Here is a 17,219-nt window from a genome sequence, read left to right on the forward strand (position 1 = left end):
ATAATGAATAACTCAGTAAGGCTGAGCCTCACTGGATCAGTCCGGGATCAGGGATGACAAACGCCTCCTCGCTCGAACGGCGCCTGCGGTCGGAGCTGACCGGCGACGTCCTGTTCGACCCCTTCAGCCGCGGCCGCTACGCCACCGACGCTTCGTTCTATCAGATCGTGCCAGCTGGCGTGGTGGCGCCCAGGACCATGGACGAAGCGCTGCGGGCGCTGGCGATCGCCCGCGACGAGGGGCTGAAGGTCACTCCGCGCGGCGGCGGCACCTCGCAATGCGGCCAGACCGTCAATGACGGGCTCGTGGTCGATCTCTCCAAGCATCTGAACCGGATCCTGTCGCTCGACGTCGAGGGCCGGACCTGCGTAGTCGAGCCCGGCATCGTGCTCGACGACCTCAACCGGCAGCTGAAAAAGCACGGGCTGTGGTTTCCGGTCGACGTCTCCACCGCCTCGCGCGCCACCATCGGCGGCATGGCCGGCAACAATTCCTGCGGCGGTCGGTCGCTGCGCTACGGCACCATGCGCGACAACACGCTCTCGATGGAGGCCGCGCTCGCCGACGGCACGCTGAGCCGCTTCGGCGAAGTCTCGCGCGATCTCTCCGATGTAGATGCAGACGTCAAAGTCCGGGCGCTGTTTCGCGAAATGCTCGATCTCGGCTCCCGCGAAGCCGAGGAGATCGCGGCGCGGTTTCCCAAAGTGCAACGCCGCGTCGGCGGCTACAATCTCGATGCGCTGGTGCCGCGCAACGCGCCGAACAACATGGCGCATCTCCTGGTCGGCTCGGAAGGGACGCTGGCCTTCACCACCAAGGTGGAGCTGAAGCTGTGGCCGGTGATCCGCAACAAGGCGCTCGGCGTCTGCCATTTCGGCAGCTTCTACGAGGCGATGGACGCGGCCCAGCATCTGGTCAAGCTCAAGCCGATCGCGGTCGAGCTGGTCGACCGCACCATGATCGCGCTCGGCCGCGACATCGCGATGTTCGCACCCGTCATCTCCGCGGCCATCAAGGGCGATCCGGATGCCGTGCTGGTGGTCGAGTTCGCCGAGGAGGACCAGACGGACAACCTCATCCGCCTGAAGCAGCTCGGCGAGCTGATGGGCGATCTCGGCTTCGGCTGGAATAACCACACGCGCAAATGGGGCGGAGTGATCGAGATCACCGAGCCCGCGCTGCAGAGCGGCATCGCCGATTTCCGCGCCGCCGGCCTCAATGTCATGATGTCGATGAAGCAGGAAGGCAAGCCGGTCTCCTTCGTCGAGGATTGCGCGGTGCCGCTGCCGCACCTTGCCGATTATACAGCGCGGCTGAACGAGGTGTTTGCCAGGCACGGCACCAGCGGCACGATGTATGCGCACGCCTCCGAGGGCTGCCTGCACGTGCGCCCCGTGCTGAATTTGAAGCTGGAAAAGGACGTCAAGGCGATGCGCGCCATCGCCGAGGAGGCTTTTGCGCTGGTGCGCGAGTACAAGGGCTCGCATTCCGGCGAACACGGCGACGGCCTGGTCCGCTCGGAATTCCACGAGACCATGTTCGGCGCGCGTCTCGTGGCCGATTTCAGGGAGGTGAAGCAGCGCTTCGATCCCGGCGGCGTCCTCAATCCAGGCAAGATCGTCGATGCGCCCAAGATGGATGACCGCTCGCTGTTTCGCTTCAAGCCCGACTATCGCGTCAGTGAGCTGAAAACAAAGCTCGACTGGTCTGCCTATCCCGGCGCCGGCGGCGGTTTCCAGGGCGCGGTCGAGATGTGCAACAACAACGGCGCCTGCCGCAAGCTGGAGGGCGGCGTGATGTGCCCGTCCTATCGCGCCACGCGCAATGAGAAGGACGTCACCCGCGGACGCGCCAACACGCTGCGGCTTGCGATCTCCGGCCAGCTCGGCCCTGATGCGCTATCGTCCGACGAGATGATGGAGACGCTGAAACTCTGCGTCTCCTGCAAGGCCTGCCGCCACGAATGCCCTGTTGGTGTCGACATGGCCAAGATGAAGATCGAGGTGCTGGCGGCACGCGCGCAGTCCCATGGCCTGACGCTGCGCGATCGTCTCGTCGCGTATCTGCCGCGCTATGCCAGCCTCGCCTCGCGCTTCGCGGCGCTGGCGAATTTGCGCAATCGCAGCCCGTGGCTGCGACGATTGTTCGAGCGCTTTGCCGGCATCAGCGCGCGCCGGGCGCTGCCCGCCTTCCGCAGCGACGTGTTCGTGCCGCCGACCGAAAGCGTCGGCCCGCAAGCCGGCCGCGAGGTCGTGCTGTTCGCCGACACCTTCAATCGCATCTACGAGCGGGAAAACCTCGACGCCGCACTGCGCGTGCTCGTGGCCGGCGGCTATCGCGTACATCTGCCCAGGCCGGCAAGCGGCGGCCGCCCGCTCTGCTGCGGCCGCACCTTCCTCTCCGCCGGTCTCGTCGACCAAGCAAGAGCCGAGCTCGACCGGCTCGTGACCGCCTTTGTGCCCTTTGCAGCGCGTGGCGTGCCGATCGTCGGCCTCGAGCCGAGCTGCCTGCTGACGCTGCGCGACGAGCTCGCTTCGCTGCGCAAGGACAACGACGCCAAGGCGGTCGGCGCTCATGCGCTGACCTTCGAGGAATTCCTGGTGCGCGAGGCCGAAGCCGGCCGGCTGCAACTGCCGCTCGGCAGCGTGGCCGAGAAGGCCGTGGTACACGGCCATTGTCACCAAAAATCCTTTGGCGCCTTCAAGCCGGTCGAGCAGGTGCTCCGGCTCGTTCCTGGCCTCAAGGTCGAGACCATCGAGTCCAGCTGCTGCGGCATGGCCGGTGCCTTCGGTTATGGCGCCGACACCTACGATGCCTCGATCGAGATGGCCGAGCTGTCGCTGTTGCCTGCCGTGCGGCGCGCGGACCAGACGACGCTGGTCGTCGCCGACGGCACCTCCTGCCGCTACCAGATCCACGACGGCACCCAGCGCGAGGCGCTTCACGTCGCGCGCGTGCTGGCGCTGAGCCTCGATCGCGCCGAACCCCATTTGACCTCTCAAGCCGCAAAGGAACCCAGCCATGGCTGACCTCACGCTCGATACCGCCCGCAAGATCCTCGACGCCGCCTTCGCGAAGGCCGGCGAGCTCAAGCTGAAGCCGTTGGTCGTGACCATCCTGGACGCGCGCGGCGTGCTCAAGCTTGCCGCCGCACAGGACGGCACCAGCCTGATGCGCGCCGAGATCGCGCACGGTAAGGCCTATGGCGCACTCGCCATGGGCATGGGCTCGCGCGCGCTGTTCCAACGCGCCCAGGAGCAGGCCTATTTCATCGATGCCGTGAACACGATGGCCAAGGGCGCGCTGGTGCCGGTGCCCGGCGGCGTGCTGATCATGGACGGCACGACGCTGCTCGGCGCAGTCGGCGTCTCCGGCGACACCTCTGACAATGACGAGGCCTGCGCGGCGGCGGGCATTCAAGCCGCGGGGTTGAAGGCAAATGCGGGGTAGCTTGTCATTCCGGGCGCGCCACCATTTCCCCGGATCGTGTGCTGCACGATGGATTTCGGGCTCGCGCTACGCGCGCCCCGGAATGACGCTGGAGAATGTGGCTGCACTCTCTTTGAAAATCGAATGGAGCTGATGGACACGCTCTCGTGCCCCGGACGCAGCGCAGCGCTTTTGGCGGTGCGCTGCAGAGCCGGGGCCCATGTCGCTACGTGTCCCCGTGCCGCCCTGGATCCCGGCTCTGCGCAGCAACGCCGAGGCGTTGCGGCGCGTCCGGGACACGAGAGCGGTGCTCTCCTCTACCTTCCCGTCCAGACCGGCTTCCTCTTCTCGCTGAACGCCTTGAGGCCTTCCTTGGCGTCTTCGGTCATCGCGAGCAGCGCGATCTGGCTTTCGGTGTAGGCGATGCTCTCGTCGAACGACATCGCGGCGATCGCGCGCATGGCGTACTTGCCACGGCGGATCGCGGTCGGGGACTTGTCGACGATGCGGCCAATCAGCCAGTCGACCTTGGCATCGAGCTCGGCGGCGGGCACGACGTAGTTGAGCAGGCCCGCGGCTTGCGCGGCCTTGGCGTCGAACGGCTCGCCCGTGAGCGCCCATTCGTTGACGAGGCGCGGCGGCGCGATGCGCTGGAGCAGGCTCAGCACCTGCATCGGGAACACGCCGACCTTGACCTCCGGCAGACCGAAGATGACGTTGTCGGCGGCAATCGCCATGTCGGTCATGCACAACAGGCCCATGCCGCCGGCCATGCAGACGCCGCCGACCCGCGCAATCGCGGGCTTGGTGGCGTTCTGCGACAAACGCAGCAGGTCAGCATAGTCGACATTTGGCTTGGAATGGTCCATCGCGAAGGCGGCGCCGGAATTCTGCAAATCAGCGCCGGCGCAGAACGCCTTGTCGCCCGCGCCCGTCAGCACGATGACGCGGATGTCCTTGTCGTCATGCGCGTCGCGATAGCCCTTGGTGATGCCGGCGATGACGTCGCCGTTCAGCGCGTTGCGTTTCTCGGGCCGGTTGATGGTGATCCAGAAGGCCTGTCCGCGCTTCTCGGTGATGATTGCTGTGGTGTCGGTCATGGTAGGCTCGCTTCCGTCGCTTCGTGCCGCCATTTGCGGCAGCTGCGACGCAAGGTGCAAGCGCAAACTACGGCGCGGCGGCGCTTTAGCGTCTCGACGCAAATTTGCTCGAGATTAACGCGGAGCGCCCCTCAGGCCACGACCGCTTTCCTGATCCAGACCTTGTTGTCATGGAACGCGGCCCCGCCGATCGGCGCGACAGCTTCGGCGCCCGTCAGCATGTTGATGCCGCGGCCGCCGATATGGTTCTTGTTCGGATGAACGGATTCCGCAATCAGGACACCGCGCCGCACGCCGTCGAACAACGTTGCGATCAGCGTGGTCTCGCCGCGCGTATTGCCCAGCGTCACCGCGTCGCCGTCGGCGATGCCGAGCGCGGCGGCATCCAGCGGATGGATCATCACACTGGCCTTGCCCTCGCGGGCCTGCGAGGACGGCGTCTCGTTGAAAGTGGTGTTGAGGAAGCTGCGCGAGGGGCTGGTCGCGAGCCGGAACGGATGGGCCTGATCGATTTGCTCGATCACGGCCCAATGATCCGGCAAGGACGGCATCTTGTCGACATCGCCCATGGTCACGCCGAATGGCGGGTGCGCCCAATCGGCCTTGAAATGGAATTTGCCGTCGGCATGGGCGAAGCCGTCGAGATAGTGGGACGTGCGGAAATCCGGTTGCAGGTCGCGCCAGATGTCGGCCTCAAGGCCGCCGATGTCGCCGTGGCCGCTCAGCTTCAGAGTCGCGTCGATCAACTCGCGCGGAGTCATCTCGAAGCCCGGATGCCTGGCGCCGAGCCGCGGCGCCAGCGCCTGCAGAACCCAGTGGTTGGAGCGGCATTCGCCGGGCGGGTCGATCAGCTTCGGCCCGACCGAGATGTGCTGGTGCCCGCCGCCGTAATAGAGATCGTCATGCTCCATGAACATCGTCGCGGGCAGCACGATGTCGGCCATCTGCGCCGTCTCGGTCATGAACTGCTCATGCACCGCGACGAACAGATCCTCGCGCCCAAAGCCCTGCCGCACCAGCGCCTGCTCCGGCGCCACCGTCATGGGATTGGTATTCTGGATCAGCATCGCCTTGACCGGGCCCTTGCCACGCAGGGCTTCGCCGTCGCCGGTGAGGATGCGGCCGATCTTGGACTGGTCCAGTGCGCGGATGCCAGGATCGATGGCATCGTGGCCCTCGATGATGGATTCGTTGAAGTGCCACAGCGCGAAATTGTTGAAGAAGGCGCCGCCGCCTTCATACTGCCAGGCACCGGTGATCGCGGGAATGCAATTTGCCGCGTGCATCTGAGTGGCGCCATTGCGGCTGCGCGTGAAGCCGTAGCCGAAGCGGAAGAAGGTCCGTTTGGTCTCGCCGACTGCCTTGGCAAAGGCCTCGATCTCCGCCACCGGCACGCCTGTGATCGCAGACGCCCATTCCGGCGTGCGCGTCTTCAGATGCGCCTCGAGCTCGGCAGGGCAGTCCGTGTACTTGTCCATATAGGCGCGGTCGGCATAGCCGTCGCGGAACAGGACATGCATGACGCCGCAGGCAAAGGCGCCGTCGGTGCCGGGCCGCAGGATGATCTTGATGTCGGCCTGCTTCATGGTGTCGTTGTCGTAGATGTCGACCGCCGCGATCCTCGCGCCGCGCTCTTTCCGCGCACGGGCGGCGTGCGTCATCACGTTGACCTGGGTGTTGACGGGATTGGTACCCCAGATCACGACGAGGTCGGACAGCGCCATTTCGCGCGGATCTGCGCCGGCGATCTTGCCCGTCCCGATCGCAAAGCCGATGCGGGCGACATTGGCGCAGATGGTCTGATAGAAGCGCGAATATTTCTTCACATGCGTCAGGCGGTTGAGACCGTCACGCATCACCAGCCCCATCGTGCCGGCGTAGTAATAGGGCCAGATCGATTCCGCGCCGAACTCGCGCTCGGCGGCGTTGAAGCGGTGCCCGATCTCGTCCAGCGCCTCGTCCCAGGAGATCCGCGCGAATTGCCCGGAGCCCTTCGGTCCAGTGCGGCGCAGCGGGTAGATCAGCCGTTCAGGATGATGGATACGCTCGGCGTAGCGGGCGACCTTGGCGCAGACGACGCCGGCGGTGTAGGTCTGCCGCTTCGAACCTCTGACGCGGCCGATGCTGCGGCCCTCGACCACCTCGACATCGAGGGCGCACGCCGAGGGGCAATCATGCGGACAGGTCGAATGGCGGATTTCGATCTTGGCGTCGATCTTGGCGTGCTGGTTCATACTCCAATTCGTAACACCAAAATACCGGCCAGCCGAGGGGCATTTATCCGGCAGCGCCCATGCGAATTGCTCAAACCGTGTGCGCCGGCGGTTCCTGCTGCAACAGCGAAGACGGCACGGTTGCGCCACACGGCGGCCGTGACGCGCATGCGCAATGCCGAAACGGGCTGCGTTACTTTTGCAGCTGGGTAAGCCCGGTCGGCGGACCGTCGACGGCGGTCCAGCCGCCATCGACGAACAGCGTGCTGCCGCTGACATAGCTCGCGGCATCCGAAGCGAGATAGGCAACGGCGGTCGCGACCTCGTCCGCACTGCTCCAGCGGTTGAACACGGTATGGCCAGCATAGAGATTGTAGATGTCGGGCCGCTGCTTGAACGGACCGGTGAGCGCGGTCTCGGCGATGCTCGGTGCGATCGCGTTGACGCGCACGCCGGCATGGCCGACCTCGGAGGCAAAGCCCTTCACCAGCAGGCCGATCGCCGCCTTGGTCGAGCCGTAGACGCCGAGGCCAGGCTCAATGGTGACCGCGCGCACCGAGGAGCAGGCGATGATGCTGCCGCCCTTTTGTTCGACCATGATGCGGCCGAAGGCCTGGAAGAAGTAGACCGTGCCCTTGACGTTGAGGTTGAGGACGCGGTCGAGATCCTCCTCGGTGTAGTCGAGGATGGTCTTGCGGATGTTGAGCCCGGGCGTCGTGACGGCGATGTCGAGCCGCGGGAACTTCTGCATCACGAGCTTGGCGAGCGCATCGACGTCCGCAGCGCTCGCCGCGTCGCAGCTGGCTGCTTCCGCCCAGCCGCCCCCGTCGCGAATGCCGGTGGCGGTCGCCTCCGCCCCGTCAAGCGCGCGATCGGCACAGACAACGCGGGCCCCCAGCCCGGCCAGCGCCTCGGCCGACGATTTGCCGATACCCGAGGCGGCGCCGAGCACCACGGCCGTCTTGCCGGTGAGATCGAAGAGCTTGCGATAGTCCGTCACTGATAGCCTCTCCTGTACTGCTGCTATCCCTTGTAGCCCATCAAGAGGCGCGGCAGCCACAGCGAGAATGCGGGGACGTAGGTCACGACCATCAGAGCTGCGATCAGCGCAGCGTAGAACGGCAGGATGGTGCGCATCACCGCGCCCACCGAGATGCCGCCGATGGCGCAGCCGACGAACTGCGTCGTTCCGACCGGCGGCGTGTTCAGCCCCAGAGCGCAATTGATCAGCATCAGCATGCCGAACTGCACCGGATCCATGCCCGCCTTCATCGCGATCGGCAGGAAGATCGGGGTGCAGATCAGGATGGTCGCGGCCATGTCCATGAAGGTGCCGAGCACGAACAGAATGACGTTGATGAGCAGGAAGATCATCCAGGGCTGCGACGAGATCTTGCTCATCATTTCGCCGGCGAGGTCGGCCACCTCGTACAGTCCCATCAGATATTGGAACATGGTGGAGACGCCGATCAAAAGCAGCACCACGCCCGTCGTCTTCACCGCCTTGGCGGCCGCGCGCAGGAAATTGCCCCAGGTCATGGTGCGGTAGATGAAGAACGTCAGCAGCATCGTGTATGTGACCGCGATGGCCGCCGATTCAGTTGCCGTGAAGACGCCGGACAGGATGCCCGCCAGGATGATGCCGACGATCAGAAGGCCCGGCAGCGCGGCTGCCAACGAGCGGAACACCTCGGCCCAACCCGGAAACTTGCCGGCTGGATAACCGCGCTTCACCGCAACCGCGTAGGCAGCGACCAGCATGCAGACCATCAGCACGAGCGCCGGCAGCAGGCCGGCCGCGATCAGCGCGCCGATCGAGACCTTGCCGCCGGCGGCGAGCGCATAGATGATCATGTTGTGGCTGGTCGGCATCAAGGCGCCGACCAGCGAAGCGTGCGTGGTGACGTTGACGGCGTAGTCGGTGTCGAACCCTTCCTTCTTCATCATCGGGATCATCACCGCGCCCATCGCCGATACGTCGGCCACGGGCGAGCCGGAGACGCCGCCGAACAGGGTGCAGGCGACCACGTTCGACATGCCGAGGCCGCCGCGGATGTGTCCGACCAGATTCTTGGCGAGCTGGACGATCTTGTCGGCGACGCCGCCGTGCAGCATCAGCTCACCGCTGAACACGAAGAACGGAATCGCGAGGAACGAGAAGATGTTCATCCCCGACATCATCTGCTGGAAGATGACGGCGACCGGCAGGCCTTCGTAGAGGATGGTGCAGATCGCGGAGAGGCCGATCGCAAAGGCAACCGGCACGCCGAGGATCAGGAAGCCGAAAAAGGTGGCGCCGAGGATGATCAGTTCCATGAGGGGACGACCTCTTCGCGGCGCAGAAGAGCAATGATGTGCTCGATGGAAAAGGAGACGATCAGGAGGCCGGAGACGATCAGCGGCACGTAGCGGATCACCTCGGGAAGGCCGAGATTGGGGATCTTCACGGTGCCGACGGACGCCCCGAGGATCCAACCATTATAGGCCATGGCGACGCCGAACGCGGCGACCAGCACGTGGATCGCGATCTCGATCTTCTCTCGCGCGTGGTCGGGCAGCATCACCAACAGGCTGTCCATGCCGATATGTCCGGCATCGCGCACGCCGACGGCGGCGCCGATCAGCGTGACATAGAGGATCAGCACAAGCGCAAGGTTCTCTGTCCAGGTCGGACTGGAATTGAGCACGTAACGTCCGAATACCTGGTAGAAGACGATGGCGACGATGACGAGCAGTCCGGTCACCGACAGATACATGCCCACGCGCGCAATGGGGGCGTTGATCCGCGACAGCACGCCGTTGGACCGGCGCCCGGAGACCGCGTCATGCTCGTGATCTGCGACGTGTGGGTCTGTCATCCCGCGTCTCCTTGCGAGGGCCCGGGCCACCTCGCGGCGATGCCGGGCCCGCGGCGCTGGCGTCTACTTCGTGCCCTGGATGCGCTTGACGAGGCTCTGCAGCTTCTCGTCGCCGGCGAACTTCTGATAGACCGGCTTCATCGCATCGACGAATTCCGTCTTGTTGGCGATCGTGACGACCTGAACGCCGGCCGCCTCGACGGTCTTGCGGGACGCCTGCTCGCGCTCGTCCCACAGCTTGCGCATCACGGGCACCGATTCCTTGGCCGCCTTGCGGATCGTCGCCTGATCCTCCTTGCTCAGCGTGTCCCAGACCTTTTTCGACATCACGAGGACTTCGGGCGCGAGGGAGTGCTCGGTGATGTTGTAGAACTTGGCCGCCTCGAAATGGCGCGAGGACTCGTAGGACGGCCAGTTGTTCTCGGCAGCGTCGACGAGGCCGGTCTTCAGCGCGGTGTAGACCTCGCCATACGGCATCGGCGTCGGGTTGGCGCCGAGGCTCTGGATCATGCCGACCCAGAGATCGGATTGCTGGACGCGGATCTTCAGGCCCTTGAGATCGGCGAGCGACTTGACGGGTGCCTTGACGGTGTAGATGGACCGGGCGCCGCTGTCGTAATAGGCGAGACCGACCAGGCCCGCAGGCTCCATCGCCGCCAGGATCTCGTCGCCGATCGGCCCATCGAGCACGGCGCGCATGTGCTGGGTGTCGCGGAATACGAAGGGCAGGCACAGGGCGATGGTCTCGGGCACGAAGTTGTTGAGCGGCGATGCGTTGATGCGCATCATGTCGAGTGCGCCGATCTTGAGCTGCTCGATGGTGTCCTTCTCGGAGCCCAGGGCTCCATTGGGAAACACCTTCACACCAAGCTTGCCGCCGCTCGCCGCCGCGAGCTGCTTGCCCATGAACTTGACCGCCTCGACGGTCGGATAATCGGCGGGGTGGACGTCGGCCGAACGGAAATCCCGCGCGGACGCCAGGGGCGCTGAGACCGCCAGTGCAACGGCTGTGATGATACCGGTGAGTGTCTTCATCTGGGCTTTCCTCCTGGGTTGATTTTATCTTGGTCCGGCGGATGCTGCGGGCCGCCTTGGGTCGCTCCACCTCAAGCATGTAGTCAAGCGCCAATGTCGTCCGTAGGGCGGGCGGCATTCCCTGTCCAAGCCAAATCCGGCATCGATCGATGCAACACTTGCATCGATCGATTTCTGGCGCAATTCGCATTGCGATGGGGTCGGGCGGGCAGGCTGCCGCCCGGCACGTGACTTGACGCCAGCAATCGAGGCCCCTCAAGATGACCGCCACAGCGGACCATCTCGAAGGAATGCCCAATGCCGCGGAAGCTGATCGATATCTCGGTGCCGCTCAGAAACGACGTGACGGCCGATCCGCCGGGCAACCATCCGACCATCCAGTATATCGACCACCAGCAGGGCCTGCCGCGGATGCTGCAGTTCTTCGACGGCCTCAAGGCCCAGGATCTGCCTGACGGACAGGGCTGGGCCGTCGAGCAGGTCTCGTTGTCGACCCACAACGGCACGCATCTCGACGCGCCCTGGCACTTCCATCCGACCATGAACCACGGCGAACGGTCATGGACGATCGACGAGGTCCCACTGGAATGGTGCTTTCAGCCAGGCGTGAAGCTCGACTTCCGGCATCTGCCCGACGGCTACGTGGCGAGCGCCGACGACGTCGAGAAGGAACTGAAACGCATCGGGCACACCTTGTCTCCGCTGGAGATCGTCGTGGTCAATACCAGCGCCGGCGCAAAGTTCGGCAAGGCCGAATACGTCAATTCCGGCTGCGGCATGGGCTATGAAGCCACCATGTACCTGCTCGAGCGCGGCGTGCGGCTGACCGGCACCGACGGCTGGAGCTGGGACGCGCCGTTTGTCTATACCGCGAAGAAATATGCCGAGACGCACGACGCCGGCCTGATCTGGGAGGGCCACAAGGCAGGACGGCATATCGGCTATTGCCATCTCGAGAAGCTGCACAACCTCGACCAATTGCCTTCGACCGGATTCACGGTCTCATGCTTCCCGGTCAAGATCGAACGCGCCTCGGCGGGCTGGACCCGCGCCGTCGCCATCATCGACACTTAGTTGGACGCCGTCACTCGCCGTCGAGGCCGCTCTCGGCGAGTTCGCGCAGCGCATCCGTATCCAGCACGACGATGGCGCCGTGCTCGAGGCGAACCCAGTTGCGGCCGGCCCAGGCGCGCAATTGCTTGTTGATGCTCTCGCGCGTCATCCCCACCATCTCGCTGATCTCCTGCTGCGTGATGGCGAGCGTGCCGCTGCCGGAGTCGAACTTGCGCTCCTCGGTGAGACCGAGCAGCGCGCTCGCGAGCCGGCCCGGCAGATTCTGCAGGATCACCTGCTCGACCTGCTGGCTGGTCCAGCGCAGGCGTGCGCAGAGCAGCTCGATGAATTTCATCGCCAGCGCCGGCTGGCTCTTCACGAACGGCAGGAAGTCCCGGCGGTCGATGATGTAGAGCTCGCAATTGGTGTTGGCGGTTGCATCGGCCGATCTCGGCGCGCCGTCGAGCACCGCGATCTCGCCGAAGATTTCCCCGGGACCGATCAGGTTGAGAATCGCGTTACGGCCGTCCGGCGAGGAGGAGGAGATCTTCACCGTCCCCGAGATCACCGCGAACAGATTGTTGCCGGGATCGCCCTTGGCGGCGATCGTCGCGCCGCGCTTCACGGTGGTGTGCTTGGCGTAGCGACAAAGCTGATCGAGCGCTTCCGGCTCCAGATCCGCGAAGATCGGGTGCTTGCGCAGGACCGATAGCTTGTTGCCCGCCGACTGTCGGGGATCGCCGGTCTTGTCCTGAGGCACGCCGCGGCTCCTAAGACTGCGAGGCACTGAGGTTCCTGCGTAGTCAACGTTATCAGGCTTTTCAACCGGAAAGCACGCGCGGGGTTTGAGACAAATGAGGCGAAAAGGCCGCGATCGAGCCGAAAGCCCGCATCCGAAGGCTGCACCAGGGCATTCGAATCGATGCAGAGTTGCGGGCGACGCAAGGCCGCGATGCGTCGAGAGGCCGGCGAACAGCCAAGCCGGCCGGGCGAGCGTCAGCCTGTTGGCAGGTCTGGGCGGACGACGATCTTGGGAGCTTCAGCGCTTGGAATCCGGGTCGAGCCGGATGGAATTGGTTTGCCGGTCGGCCCAAGCCAGGACAGCGGCAAATACGACGAAGATTGCGACCACGATAACGGTCACCAGCAACGCGTCAGCGGGCATTGTTCCCTCCCCCATGGTTTGCAGCATTATTTTGCTGCAGCGGGCCGGCGTCATTGATCGAGATCAAAAACGTCGGGCGCTGCGGCGGAAGGTCAGGCCGCGGCCAGGGCCTCGGCGCGCGCGGGATCGAGCAGGCTTATACCGCCGTGAATGATCTCGATTACGCCGTGACGCTCCAGCTTGGTGAAGGTGCGACTGACGGTTTCGATGGTCAGGCCGAGATAGTCGGCGATGTCCTGGCGGCTCATCGGCAGAGGAACCGTGTCGGACAGGCCCTTGTTCGCGACCAGCCGTTCACGCCAGCCGAGCAGGAAGGTCGCTACCTTCTCGTCGGCCGAACGACGGCCCAGCAGCACCATATGATCGCGCGCCTGACTCAACTCGCGAATGGCCAGCTCGTTGATCCGCTTGAGCAGAAGCGGCCGGTCTTCGATGAAACGGCTGAACGGAGCTTTGGCGAACTGGCACACGGTCACGACACCGATCGCATCGGCCGAAAAATTGTGCCGGCCGGAAAGGTTCATCCCCAGGAAATCGCCAGGCAATGCGAAACCGACGATCTGCCGCCGGCCGTCGGGCAGCAGCTTGTACAGCCGCATGACGCCCTCAAGGACGTTGTAGAACGAGGTCGTGATGTCCTCTTCGGAGAAAACGGTCTCGCCCGACTCGAAATGAACGCGGCGTCCGAGATGCTCGAACTCCCTGAGCTCGATCGCATTCAGCGACGAACAAACAGCCGCACCGCGTACAGCACAATCACTGCAAAAATGTCCGTTCGGCTCAATCATGACCACGGAAGGCTTCATCCACCGCTCCCCGCGCCGGCTGCACCCCGCCCCCAGGCCGAGTCCACCGCGCGGCTGGATTTTACTGCACTGCGCCAAAGCCAATTGACTCAGATCAAATTTGGGGGGCATCCCCGCTTTATTCTGCTCCAGAGTTCGACGGGATCATTCTTCCATGCTGCAAGGCGCCCTACGTCACAGCCTGATTGGGCTGCTTCTAATTGCGCCTGCCCTGGCGGCACCGACCGCCGAACAGCGCGGTAAGGCTTTTGCGAGGGCCAATTGCGCGCACTGCCATGCCATTGACCGCGCCTCCCGCAGCCCGCTCGAGGGCGCACCCCCGCTGCGCATCCTGCATCGGCGTTACCCCATTGAGACCCTGGGCGAGGCGCTGGCCGAGGGAATCAACACCGGTCACGCCGACATGCCGGCCTTCGAGCTCAGTCCAGACCAGATCCACGACCTTCTGTCCTACCTGAAAACGCTGGAATAGACGGCGTCATACCGCCTGCACGGTCCAGCCGATCAGCTCCCTGGCGATGCGGGCAAAGGCCGCGTCGAAGGCGGCGACTGAAGCGGCGGGCTCGACCTTGTCGAGCTTCTCGCTGGTCTCGACCAGGCGCGAGGCAACCACCTTGCCGTTCTTGTCGACGATCCGCGCCGACAGTCCGATCTCTACCCTTGCCTCGCCCTCCGTGGCGATCCGAAAGCGCCGGATGTCGATCAAGAGCTGGTAATCCGCCTGACCGAGATCGCTCGTGCGCAGCGGTGCGTGGGCGATGTCGTAATTCTCGAAACTGTCGATCAGGCGTGCCTGCACCAGCTTCGGAATGCTGTCGGCCCAGAGGAAGTCGGCAAAGCCCGGCCTGTCGCCGACGGGCACGAACAGCATGCGCTGGGTCTGCAGCATTGCGACCGCGCTCGGCTCAGGGATGGCCAGTGACGCCGAGAGCGTCTTGCCGGCAGGCCCGAGGTTCTGCGGAATGTGCAGGTCGTAGGTGACCTTCTGCGCGGGAGCGCCGCCGCCGGTCATCTTCTCCAGGCCGGCCAGAATGCCGTCGATCTTGCCGGTGTTGCGCGCGAGCCCATCGGAGAACGTCTTGAAATTCGCGATGGTGTCCTTCAGCGGGCCGGAATTGTCCTGAAGCACCGTATCGACCCGCCGCAGCGCATCACGCGCCGCCTGCGTCATGCTCTGACCGGCGCCGGCCTCGGCGATCAGGGTCACGGACTCGCCGGATTTGGCGACGATCATACCGCCCTCCAACGTCACCACCGGCACGCCGGTCAGGCCCTGGAATTCGAGACCGACCCTGGTATCGGAGCGGACCGGCGTGGCGGTCGCAACCGAAATCGTGGCATTGACGAAGCGCGGGTTGTCCGGCGCGAGCCCGAGCTGGGTCACCTCACCGACGCGGATGCCGTTGAACAGCACGCCGGCCCCGACCAGGAGGCCTGGGACCGGCCCCTGGAATTGCACATGGTAGTTCGTGCGCGGCCCGATACCGCCGGTGTTGTTCAGCCAATAGACGAAGCCGAACACCGCGAGGATCGCGGCCAGCACGAAACTGCCGATCAGCACGTAGGGAGCCCGGGTTTCCATGTCTTATCTCATCTCGTGTTGCAGCATCTGCGAGCGCTTGCCGTGGAAATAGGCGCGCACCCAGGGATGCTCGGATTGCAGCAATTCGCGCATCGGGCCAATCGCCACGATCTTGCCGTCGGCGAGCGCGGCAACGCGGTCGCAGACGGTGGTCAGACTCGCAAGATCGTGGGTCACCATGAACACGGTGAGCCCAAGCGTCTTTTGCAGCGTCTTGATCAGCGCATCGAAATCGCCGGCGGCGATCGGATCGAGGCCGGAGGTCGGCTCGTCCAGGAACAGGATCGGCGGATCCAGCGCGAGCGCGCGGGCCAGCGCCACGCGCTTGGTCATGCCGCCGGACAGCTCCGCCGGATATTTGTCGGCGTCCTGGGGACGCAGGCCGACCATTTCGAGCTTGGCGATCGCGATCTCGTCCATCAGCTCCTGCGATAAGACCAGATTTTCGCGCAAGGGAAACTGGACGTTCTGGCGGACCGTCAGCGAGGAGAACAGCGCCCCCTGCTGGAACAGGATGCCCCATGTCGTGGCTGCGCCTCGACCGTGCCCCCCGGTCGGTTGTCCCATGACGTCGATGGTCCCGCCGCGGCGCGGTATCAGGCCGATGATGGTCCGCATCAGCACCGACTTGCCGCCGCCGGACGCCCCGACCAGCCCAAGGATCTCGCCGCGGCGGACGTCGAGCGACAGATGGTCGAGCACCGTCTGGCGGCCGAAGCCGACCACGAGATCACGGACGCGGATCGCGAACTGGTCTTGCGATGCGTCCATCGTCACATTCCGATCGAGGCAAAGAAGACCGCAAACAGGCCGTCGAGCACGATCACCAGGAAGATCGATTTCACCACCGACGTCGTGGTCTGCCGCCCGAGCGACTCGGCGCTGCCCTTGACCCGAAGTCCCTCGCTGCAGGCCACGATCCCGATCACCAGCGCCATGAACGGCGCCTTCAGGATGCCCACCTCGAAATGCGTGACGGAGATGGCCTCGTGCAGCCGCGCGATGTAGATCGCCGGTCCCATGTCGCCATAGAATTGTGCAACGAGGCCGCCGCCATAGAGCGCGGCAATCGATCCAATGAAAGTGAGAATGGGCAAGGCAATGACCAGGGCCGCAACGCGCGGCAGGATCAGGACGTCGACGGGATCGAGCCCCATGGTCGACAGCGCGTCGATCTCCTCGCGCATCTTCATCGAGCCGAGCTCGGCGGTGTAGGCGCTTCCCGACCGGCCGGCGACCATGATGGCGACGATCAGCACGCCGAGCTCGCGCAGCACCAGGATGCCGACCATGTCGACGGTGTAGGACTCCGCGCCGAACCGGCGGAAATGGAAGAAGCCCTGTTGCGCGATGATGGCACCGATCAGGAAGGTGATCAGCGCAACGATGGGAATCGCCTGCCACCCGATGCGGTAGAGCTGATAGACCAGCGAGGTCAGCCGCAGCGAGCCCGGCCGGCGCAGCACGCCGACAATAGCCATGAACAAGGCACCGAGCATCTGGAGGAAGATCGTGATGTCCTCACGCGATCCGACCGTCGACTTGCCGAGATCGCCAAGCCTCGACAGCACCGGGTTGGGCGCAGCCGTGGGGGCCGGTGTGTGCTGGTTGACCTGGCGCACCTCATCCATCAGCCCGCTGAAATGATCGGCGACGCCGACGAACTGGGCCGACCTTCCGGATGATGCGGCCCTGCGCGACAGCTTCTCCAGGACCCAGGCGCCGAGCGTGTCGAGCGCACTGACGCCCGACATGTCCAGGGTGACGGCGCGCGAGCGATCGACGTCGGCTCCGACCGACCGGGACAATGTCTCGAGCGTCACCACATTCGCGGCGGTCCAGGGCCCTTCGGGGCGCAAGTTCAGCACGTCGCCGGATGGCGTCGCGAGCAACAGCGGTTCGTGGTTCACGCTTCCACCTCGTCGGGACAATCGGTCCCCATTCAGACGGCATTTCTAGGCCAGCATATGGCGGCGGG

16 protein-coding genes are annotated in these 17,219 nt (G+C 64.8%); 4 read left to right on the plus strand and 12 right to left on the minus strand.

Translation table 11 applies throughout. The features are described 5' to 3' along the window. Window positions 1–53 precede the first annotated feature (53 nt). A complete protein-coding gene (locus K410_RS0126290) occupies window positions 54–3,029 on the plus strand; it encodes an FAD-binding and (Fe-S)-binding domain-containing protein (protein WP_028137634.1) in 2,976 nt (991 codons plus the stop codon). Continuing rightward, window positions 3,022–3,450 (plus strand): GlcG/HbpS family heme-binding protein, encoded by a 429-nt coding sequence (locus K410_RS0126295; RefSeq protein ID WP_028137635.1) that lies wholly within the window; start codon window positions 3,022–3,024, stop codon window positions 3,448–3,450. The genes K410_RS0126290 and K410_RS0126295 overlap by 8 nt, the downstream gene beginning before the upstream one ends. 296 nt (window positions 3,451–3,746) lie before the next feature. On the opposite strand, the gene K410_RS0126300 is transcribed toward K410_RS0126295, so the two are convergent. The 6 genes from K410_RS0126300 to K410_RS0126325 form a co-directional block, all read right to left on the minus strand. Beyond that, window positions 3,747–4,529: an enoyl-CoA hydratase/isomerase family protein gene (locus K410_RS0126300; protein ID WP_028137636.1), complete on the minus strand. Its 783-nt coding sequence runs from the start codon at window positions 4,527–4,529 to the stop codon at window positions 3,747–3,749. Between the two features lie 131 nt (window positions 4,530–4,660). Then, entirely contained in the window at window positions 4,661–6,763 is a 2,103-nt protein-coding gene (locus K410_RS0126305) for a molybdopterin oxidoreductase family protein (RefSeq protein ID WP_028137637.1), read from the minus strand. Between the two features lie 172 nt (window positions 6,764–6,935). After that, a complete protein-coding gene (locus tag K410_RS0126310) occupies window positions 6,936–7,742 on the minus strand; it encodes an SDR family NAD(P)-dependent oxidoreductase (RefSeq protein WP_028137638.1) in 807 nt (268 codons plus the stop codon). A 23-nt stretch (window positions 7,743–7,765) separates the two neighbouring features. Further along, window positions 7,766–9,058: a TRAP transporter large permease gene (locus tag K410_RS0126315; RefSeq protein ID WP_028137639.1), complete on the minus strand. Its 1,293-nt coding sequence runs from the start codon at window positions 9,056–9,058 to the stop codon at window positions 7,766–7,768. Then, the gene (locus tag K410_RS0126320) at window positions 9,049–9,600 is read right to left on the minus strand and encodes a TRAP transporter small permease (protein WP_028137640.1); all 552 of its coding nucleotides are present in this window, start codon (window positions 9,598–9,600) and stop codon (window positions 9,049–9,051) included. Before K410_RS0126320 ends, K410_RS0126315 begins: the two co-directional genes overlap by 10 nt. Window positions 9,601–9,663: 63 nt before the next feature. Next, window positions 9,664–10,635, minus strand: a complete 972-nt coding sequence (locus tag K410_RS0126325) for a TRAP transporter substrate-binding protein (RefSeq protein ID WP_028137641.1) — start codon at window positions 10,633–10,635, stop codon at window positions 9,664–9,666. 297 nt (window positions 10,636–10,932) lie between these two features. On the opposite strand from K410_RS0126325, the gene K410_RS0126330 reads away from it, so the two are divergent. Beyond that, window positions 10,933–11,709 (plus strand): cyclase family protein, encoded by a 777-nt coding sequence (locus K410_RS0126330; protein WP_028137642.1) that lies wholly within the window; start codon window positions 10,933–10,935, stop codon window positions 11,707–11,709. A 10-nt stretch (window positions 11,710–11,719) separates the two neighbouring features. Here the strand turns inward: K410_RS0126330 and K410_RS0126335 are convergent, their stop codons facing one another. The 3 genes from K410_RS0126335 to K410_RS0126345 form a co-directional block, all read right to left on the minus strand. Further along, entirely contained in the window at window positions 11,720–12,448 is a 729-nt protein-coding gene (locus tag K410_RS0126335) for a Crp/Fnr family transcriptional regulator (protein ID WP_028137643.1), read from the minus strand. A 279-nt stretch (window positions 12,449–12,727) separates the two neighbouring features. Beyond that, window positions 12,728–12,853: a hypothetical protein gene (locus K410_RS41305; RefSeq protein ID WP_283805936.1), complete on the minus strand. Its 126-nt coding sequence runs from the start codon at window positions 12,851–12,853 to the stop codon at window positions 12,728–12,730. Window positions 12,854–12,945: 92 nt separating this feature from the next. Beyond that, window positions 12,946–13,659, minus strand: a complete 714-nt coding sequence (locus K410_RS0126345) for a helix-turn-helix domain-containing protein (protein WP_028137644.1) — start codon at window positions 13,657–13,659, stop codon at window positions 12,946–12,948. Between the two features lie 154 nt (window positions 13,660–13,813). On the opposite strand from K410_RS0126345, the gene K410_RS0126350 reads away from it, so the two are divergent. Continuing rightward, a complete protein-coding gene (locus tag K410_RS0126350) occupies window positions 13,814–14,131 on the plus strand; it encodes a c-type cytochrome (protein ID WP_028137645.1) in 318 nt (105 codons plus the stop codon). A 6-nt stretch (window positions 14,132–14,137) separates the two neighbouring features. On the opposite strand, the gene K410_RS0126355 is transcribed toward K410_RS0126350, so the two are convergent. Genes K410_RS0126355 through K410_RS0126365 form a run of 3 tightly spaced genes read right to left on the minus strand, consistent with a single transcriptional unit; the run spans window position 14,138 to window position 17,151 of the window. Further along, window positions 14,138–15,241 carry an ABC-type transport auxiliary lipoprotein family protein gene (locus K410_RS0126355; protein WP_028137646.1) on the minus strand — a complete coding sequence of 368 codons (1,104 nt, stop codon included), beginning with the start codon at window positions 15,239–15,241 and terminating at the stop codon, window positions 14,138–14,140. A gap of 3 nt (window positions 15,242–15,244) precedes the next feature. After that, complete coding sequence (locus K410_RS0126360) at window positions 15,245–16,012, minus strand: ABC transporter ATP-binding protein (protein WP_028137647.1); 768 nt, start codon at window positions 16,010–16,012, stop codon at window positions 15,245–15,247. 2 nt (window positions 16,013–16,014) lie between these two features. After that, window positions 16,015–17,151, minus strand: coding sequence for an ABC transporter permease (locus tag K410_RS0126365; protein ID WP_028137648.1), 1,137 nt, complete (start codon window positions 17,149–17,151; stop codon window positions 16,015–16,017). Between the last annotated feature and the right edge of the window lie 68 nt (window positions 17,152–17,219).

The organism is Bradyrhizobium sp. 22, assembly GCF_000482425.1.
Classification (GTDB): domain Bacteria; phylum Pseudomonadota; class Alphaproteobacteria; order Rhizobiales; family Xanthobacteraceae; genus Bradyrhizobium; species Bradyrhizobium japonicum_B.

Coding starts and splice junctions, on each gene's coding strand:
- K410_RS41305 (WP_283805936.1), bottom strand. CDS start 12,853: ATGCCCGCTGACGCGTTGCTGGTGACCGTTATCGTGGTCGCAATCTTC.
- K410_RS0126295 (WP_028137635.1), top strand. CDS start 3,022: ATGGCTGACCTCACGCTCGATACCGCCCGCAAGATCCTCGACGCCGCC.
- K410_RS0126325 (WP_028137641.1), bottom strand. CDS start 10,635: ATGAAGACACTCACCGGTATCATCACAGCCGTTGCACTGGCGGTCTCA.
- K410_RS0126330 (WP_028137642.1), top strand. CDS start 10,933: ATGCCGCGGAAGCTGATCGATATCTCGGTGCCGCTCAGAAACGACGTG.
- K410_RS0126360 (WP_028137647.1), bottom strand. CDS start 16,012: ATGGACGCATCGCAAGACCAGTTCGCGATCCGCGTCCGTGATCTCGTG.
- K410_RS0126350 (WP_028137645.1), top strand. CDS start 13,814: ATGCTGCAAGGCGCCCTACGTCACAGCCTGATTGGGCTGCTTCTAATT.
- K410_RS0126300 (WP_028137636.1), bottom strand. CDS start 4,529: ATGACCGACACCACAGCAATCATCACCGAGAAGCGCGGACAGGCCTTC.
- K410_RS0126305 (WP_028137637.1), bottom strand. CDS start 6,763: ATGAACCAGCACGCCAAGATCGACGCCAAGATCGAAATCCGCCATTCG.
- K410_RS0126315 (WP_028137639.1), bottom strand. CDS start 9,058: ATGGAACTGATCATCCTCGGCGCCACCTTTTTCGGCTTCCTGATCCTC.
- K410_RS0126290 (WP_028137634.1), top strand. CDS start 54: ATGACAAACGCCTCCTCGCTCGAACGGCGCCTGCGGTCGGAGCTGACC.
- K410_RS0126355 (WP_028137646.1), bottom strand. CDS start 15,241: ATGGAAACCCGGGCTCCCTACGTGCTGATCGGCAGTTTCGTGCTGGCC.
- K410_RS0126345 (WP_028137644.1), bottom strand. CDS start 13,659: ATGAAGCCTTCCGTGGTCATGATTGAGCCGAACGGACATTTTTGCAGT.
- K410_RS0126320 (WP_028137640.1), bottom strand. CDS start 9,600: ATGACAGACCCACACGTCGCAGATCACGAGCATGACGCGGTCTCCGGG.